At 48.9% G+C, this 6,170-nt stretch carries 6 protein-coding genes; all 6 read right to left on the reverse strand.

Annotation, left to right across the window (positions count from 1 at the left end):
• Positions 1-796: Mur ligase family protein (locus ACLR2L_RS18005; RefSeq protein WP_413370131.1), on the reverse strand; the 796-nt coding region annotated here is incomplete at its 3' end.
• Positions 797-815: 19 nt separating this feature from the next.
• Positions 816-1,661, reverse strand: coding sequence for an acetyl-CoA carboxylase, carboxyltransferase subunit beta (gene accD, locus ACLR2L_RS18010; protein ID WP_413370133.1), 846 nt, complete (start codon positions 1,659-1,661; stop codon positions 816-818).
• Between the two features lie 168 nt (positions 1,662-1,829).
• The gene (gene truA / locus ACLR2L_RS18015; RefSeq protein ID WP_413370135.1) at positions 1,830-2,618 is read right to left on the reverse strand and encodes a tRNA pseudouridine(38-40) synthase TruA; all 789 of its coding nucleotides are present in this window, start codon (positions 2,616-2,618) and stop codon (positions 1,830-1,832) included.
• Between the two features lie 102 nt (positions 2,619-2,720).
• Positions 2,721-4,127, reverse strand: coding sequence for a M28 family peptidase (locus ACLR2L_RS18020; RefSeq protein ID WP_413370137.1), 1,407 nt, complete (start codon positions 4,125-4,127; stop codon positions 2,721-2,723).
• A gap of 136 nt (positions 4,128-4,263) precedes the next feature.
• A complete protein-coding gene (locus tag ACLR2L_RS18025) occupies positions 4,264-5,232 on the reverse strand; it encodes a nucleoside hydrolase (protein WP_413370139.1) in 969 nt (322 codons plus the stop codon).
• Positions 5,233-5,632: 400 nt separating this feature from the next.
• Positions 5,633-6,170, reverse strand: a 538-nt coding sequence (locus ACLR2L_RS18030) for a FimV/HubP family polar landmark protein (protein WP_413370141.1), incomplete at its 5' end; no start/stop codon positions are given.

The raw sequence follows: 6,170 nt of genomic DNA on the forward strand, positions 1-6,170 counted from the left end.
CGAATGTGTATCCGAGGTGATGTAGCGTAGCAAAAGCAGTGGCAACGTTATTTGCGGGGATCACCGTATCCGGCAGCGCGATAGTGCGGCCATCGGGGTGCAATAACAGCAATCCTTGCGCAGTTTCGCTAATTGAAAAGTCTTTGCCTTGCCACAGCGCGTTTGCTTGCTTTTGCTTTACCGCATCGATGAGCGTTTCAGGCGGCTGTGGTTCACCAATCACAACCTTGCCAGTTTGGCGTATAATGCCGGCCTTTTCTGTTGCAATTTTCTCGCGGGTATCGCCCAGCCAATCCTGGTGGTCCAGGCCAATACTGGTGATCACCGCGCAATCTGTTTCCACAATGTTAGTGGCATCTAACCGACCGCCCAACCCCACTTCCAGGATCACCACATCAAGCTCTGCCTGCATTAACATTAGCATGGCGGCCAGTGTGCCAAACTCAAAATAGGTCAGGCTGATACTGCCCCTCGCCTTTTCTACCTGTTGGAAAGCAGTGCAAAACACGGCCTCATCAGGCAATTCGCCTTGCACACGCACACGTTCGCGATAATCGAGTAAATGGGGGGAACTGTAAACCCCTACAGTTCTTCCACTGCGCAGCAGTGCTTGTTCCATAAGGGCACAGGTTGTGCCTTTACCGTTGGTACCACCAACAATAACGACACGGGAATTAAAGTGAATATTCAGGGTGGCAGCGACCTGCTTAACCCTGTCCAGTCCCATGTCGATAGCCGTGGGATGGATGGATTCCAGGTACGCTAACCACTGAGTCAGTGTGCGAGACGTTGTCATATTTAGTCGCGACTACTGACTAGTCTGGACGATGTAACTTACTGAGTACGCTATGCAGTTTATCGCGCATTTCCCGGCGATCCACAATCATATCAATGGCGCCTTTCTCCAGCAGGAACTCACTGCGCTGGAAGCCTTCTGGTAGCTTTTCACGCACGGTTTGTTCGATAACACGCGGGCCAGCAAAGCCAATTAACGCTTTAGGTTCGGCTACGTTGATATCGCCTAGCATGGCCAGACTCGCAGATACACCACCCATCGTAGGGTCGGTCATAACTGAGATGTAAGGCAGGCCCTTTTCACTTAGCTTAGCCAGTGCTGCCGACGTTTTAGCCATTTGCATGAGCGAAAGCAGGGCTTCCTGCATACGTGCACCACCACTTGCAGAGAAACAAATCAATGGGCATTTGTTTTTGATGGCGGCGTTAACCGCAGCGACAAATCGCGCACCCACAACCGATGCCATCGAACCGCCCATAAAAGCAAATTCGAAGCTGGCTACTACCACCGGCATGCCTTTTAGTTTGCCTTTCATTACAATCAACGCGTCTTTTTCGTTGGTTGATTTTTGTGCCGCAACGATGCGGTCTTTATACCGTTTGGAATCCTTAAACTTGAGGATATCCTGCGGCTCCAGTTCCGTAGCCAGTTCTTTGCGATCGCCTTTATCTAAGAAAGCATCCAGACGTTTACGAGCAGTAATTCGCATGTGATTATCGCATTTCGGACACACTTCAAGCAGCTTTTCCAGCTCTTGTTTGTAAAGTACCGCCTGACAGCCAGTACATTTTGTCCAAATCCCCTCAGGTACATTGCCTTTGGTAGACGTTTGTGTTTTTGGAAGAATTTTTTGAATCCAGCTCATGCCAGAGAGTTCCTTTTTAAAGCCCATCACTGCTGCGCTTTTTACTGATTGTTAGTGCCAGCCGTAACAGGATTGATGAATTTTTAACTAATAACGGATTTACCGAAATATGGCGACATATTAGAGCATATTCAACGCAATAGCGAAAAGTAAAACTGGTCTTAGAAGTTAACCCGGTAAAAATAACGGCCCAAGTGGCTGCTCAGGCAAGCCAAACGCTTCGGGATAATCTACTTTAACCAGATACAGTCCATTTGGCTTCGCGGTTGCGGCAGATTGCGTACGATCGCGGCCAGCAAGCAAGGTAGCGATCCAATTTACCGGTTGATAACCGGAGCCAATCTCTACCAGTGATCCAACAATATTTCGCACCATGTGATGTAAAAACGCATTGGCACTGATATCTACCACCACAAAAGCGCCATGGCGGGTCACTGACACATTGGTTACGTTGCGAAACGGCGTTTTCGACTGACACAGCGCAGCTCGGAAGGCGCTGAAGTCTTGTTCACCCAATAATGCCTGAGCGGCTTCATGCATGAGCGCTTCGTTTAACGGACGATGAATATGCGTGATGCCCTTTTCTAATATTGCCGGACGCATTTTGTGATTGTAGATAACATAACGGTAGCGTCTGCCGGTGGCAGAGAAACGCGCATTAAAATCATCTGGCACATAACAACACCATTTTACCGCAATCGACGAGGGCAAATTGGCATTCACTCCCATGGTCCAGGCTTTAACCGGTCGCTCGGCATCGAAATCAAAATGCACAACCTGACCGGTTGCGTGTACACCAGCATCGGTTCTGCCTGCACACTGCACTTCAATAGGGGTATTGGCTACCGTAGACAGGGCTTTTTCCAAATGTTCCTGAACACTTGGCACTTCCCGCTGACGTTGCCAGCCAAAATGTTGTGCGCCATCGTATTCGATACCTAGTGCAATTCGTGTCATGTGTATACAGCAATAATTATACGGGGGCGTAAGTGTATTATAAGGCGTTCGAAGGGGCAATTTTGCAGGGAAAAAAAGCCCTTCCCTGCGAATATTTACTGCTTATTTTCTGAAATCGGTATCACTGCTGGTGGCAAAATAGGCAAACAGCGTATAAATAGTGGTATTCACTTTTAACGCGTCCTGATCCACTTTATCGAGCGTATCGTTTTCAGTGTGGTGAAAATCAAAGTAATCCAGGCCATCTGGTGCAAAATTAACAGCCGGTTGGCCAGCTTTGCCTAATAGACTCATGTCTGACTGCCCTTTTGCGGTATTGGTAGTGGCCAATGCCACCCCCATGGGTGCCAGGTATTCAGCAAGATCGCGGATGGCATTGAGTGCCGTTGGACCAACGCCGGGTTCCATTTTATAAATAGCGCCATTGCCGAAATCCCACTCTGCCCCAATAACATTTTGCGCCATATCACCGGCGTGACGTTTCACATAATCTTCTGCACCAACCAGTCCCACTTCTTCGGCGGCAAATAAAATCACCCTTAATGTCCGGGCCGGACGCTCTGGTAACGTTGCAATATAATGGCCGGCTGCCATTATGATGCCCATCCCAATCCCATCGTCAATCGCGCCTGTTCCTACGTCCCAACTGTCGATATGCGCACCAAGGGTAACCACCTCATTGGGTTTGCTGCTGCCGGTAACATCGCCAATGACATTTGCAATAGTGACGGTTTTCCCTGTTGGACCACTGGCATTAGTGTTAATGGTGAACGAAATGGGCTGATTGCGGCTAAACATATTTTCCAGCAAATCGGCATCCGGATTAGAAATAGCGATGGCTGGAATCTTGGGTTGAGCGTCGTCGTAACGCATCACGCCGGTATGGCCAATGCGGTTAGAATCGGTACCCACCGAGCGCATTAAAAACGCCACTGCGCCTTTACTGGCGGCAGCAGATGCGCCTGCGACACGTGCTCCTACGGCCTTGCCATAACCATGCCCGTCGATATGACGCTCCATTTTGTAACCAACGTAAGCAATTTTGCCTTTCAGGCTGCCTGCAGGCGCTGCCTGAAGCGCCGCTAAATCGTCAAAATGCACAACGTCAGCCGTTAACGGTTTGCCATTGGTGCCCACGCTGCCGCCCAACGCCAGCCCAACTACTTTGTGCGGAAATGGCGCATTAATTTGGAGTGTTAAGTCACCGCGCTGCCAAAGCTGAGCCTGACTTTCTTCAATCCATACCTTGTCGAATCCCAGCGACTTGAGCTTGTTAACAGCCCAGTCGGTAGCGAGATCTGAACCAGGTGTACCTACCATTCGCGGCCCTACTTCAGTGGTCAGCGATTCAATCAGTGAATACGACAACGTATCTTGTTTTACGGTGGTGTTAATTGAGTCCATCACAGCCACTTGCTGTTCACTCAATGCGGCTGCACTGCTCGCTGAAAAAATAGCACTGGTGATCCCCAATAGCGCTACTGCCAGTGGACGTTTCATTGTTTTCATTCTTATTTTGTTACCTTATGCGTTTATCTGTTTAGCACCTGGGTCTATTGGTAACAGATTTAGAAGCGAAAACAAAGCACCTGTCGACCGCTTAAGGTTAACCTGCGACAGGGCTATTCTGGCAGTCAGGCTCAACTTACTGTGAGTGAGCATTCAATTTCATTACCGCCAGGAAGTCGGCAAAGGTGAGTCGGGCATCCACAGAATGAAACACCCGAATAGTTCTGTTGTTTAATTCCTCTGCGTAGGTGCCGTCAGCGTTTATCGCTCGGGCAAAGCGCATTTCGCTCAGGCTGCTTTGGGTAGACAACGCAGTGAATGTCACCAGTGGATGATCTCCCATTGTGAGTGATCCCCCCATATCTACAAAAGGTGGCAGATGCGTGTACTGGTTGTACAGCCATTCGGTTGAGGGTGATATAGGTTTGAAGTCCAGGCGCATTTCCGCCACCGAATATTGCATTTGGCGATAGGCACTCACAGGAATTTGCCAAATCGGCACGTCGGTTTGCTCAATAACGTATTTTGCAGCCGGTAAATCGGTTGCTAAATTGTATTCATGTTCACCCTTTGGGTAATCGCCACCACCAATCCAAATGACTGTCATGCGTTTTGCAATGTCCGGCGCCAGCTTTAACGCTTCAGCCAGGTTGGTAAGGGGGCCGCCACAGGTGAAAAACAGCGGTAGTTCACTGTCTTTCATGGCTTCATCCACGATGGCTCTTGCTGCTGCGGAAGGCGCATGATGCTCCCGTTCCAAGTAATCAAATCCATACGCAACAGGAATTTGCTCGAGGTTGAGCAATGTCAGTAACGCTGTTGCTTTTTGCGCGCCAGCCTGAGCGGTGTCTGCTGTACCATAGGTGAATTTTGCAAGGTTCGGATCAAGCCCGGTTACCGTTATTAGTACCGGTTGTGTCTTTTTGCTCAGAACCTGATGGGCAAGTGCGGCAAGGCCATCCGGATCGCCCGCGAAGTCATTATCGATAATTACCCTGGCACTGGCGCGCTGCGTGATGAAACCTTCCTCAGCAAAAGCGCCTGCACAAAACAGTGCGGCAAACAGTAAAGATGCACGCACTTCAGTATTAAATAATGTTTTCATTTTGTTGTCATTGTCGTTACCCCGTTTGTAACGAAAGTGTGCGATGGGAATTCACAAACGTAAAATAGGCATTTTTTGGCAACCTATATATTTAATCTATGGTTATTCGGGGATGACGATTGGGGAGAAACGAGTAATTACGCCCGTCATCCCAGAAACGCGGAGCAACACCCGTCATCACTGAAACGCGCAACTTCACCCGTCATCCCTGAAACGCAAAGCGTTGTCAGGGATCTTGCTGATACTTGCAACAGTGGCTGAAACATCTGGCTTCGCAATGAGGTCCCCGACATTTGCTTTGCAAATTCGGGGATGACGGGGAATGGGTATTTAGGGATGACGGAGAATGGGTATTCGGGGATGACGCGCTGAAGTCCCCGAGGCTGACGATTAAAAGGAATCAGGATTCCAGTGCTTTTAGTAATTCTGAGGCTTCAGCTTTCTGAGTGTCAGACCCTTTATCCATTACTTCTGCAAGTAGTTCTCTGGCCGCTTCAGGATCATCCATTTCAATATACACTCTGGCTAAATCCAGATTGGCGTTCTGACCGGCATCTTTGTCGATATCAAATACGTCGTCATCGTCACTTACTCCGCTAAACTCGGACAAACTAACGTCTAAATCAAGCTCACGTTCGGATTCGTCCTCATCGGTGACATCAGATTCTGCCATCAGTGTTTCCACATCCACAAAGTCATCCTCAATGGCAGTGTCGATAGGATCGCTGGCATGAACTTCAGTTAAATCTTCAGAAGCACTGCCTTCGGTTGGTTTAGCATCGCCCTCACTAAACAACGCCTGTAAATCTAAATCCGGGTTTTCCAGCTTGAAGTTTTTAAGCGCTTTGTCTTCACGTTCTTCGTTATCGATGGCGCCCAATAATTCATCGAATTCGCTGTTGTCAAGCTCGTCCAGAATCGCAGCTTCTTCGCCACTA

Source organism: Alteromonas sp. AMM-1 (genome assembly GCF_047290655.1).
Classification (GTDB): domain Bacteria; phylum Pseudomonadota; class Gammaproteobacteria; order Enterobacterales; family Alteromonadaceae; genus Alteromonas; species Alteromonas mangrovi.

Bases quoted from the DNA above. Each gene is read 5' to 3' on its own strand.
- accD (WP_413370133.1), bottom strand. From the start codon at position 1,661: ATGAGCTGGATTCAAAAAATTCTTCCAAAAACACAAACGTCTACCAAA.
- truA (WP_413370135.1), bottom strand. From the start codon at position 2,618: ATGACACGAATTGCACTAGGTATCGAATACGATGGCGCACAACATTTT.
- ACLR2L_RS18020 (WP_413370137.1), bottom strand. From the start codon at position 4,127: ATGAAAACAATGAAACGTCCACTGGCAGTAGCGCTATTGGGGATCACC.
- ACLR2L_RS18025 (WP_413370139.1), bottom strand. From the start codon at position 5,232: ATGAAAACATTATTTAATACTGAAGTGCGTGCATCTTTACTGTTTGCC.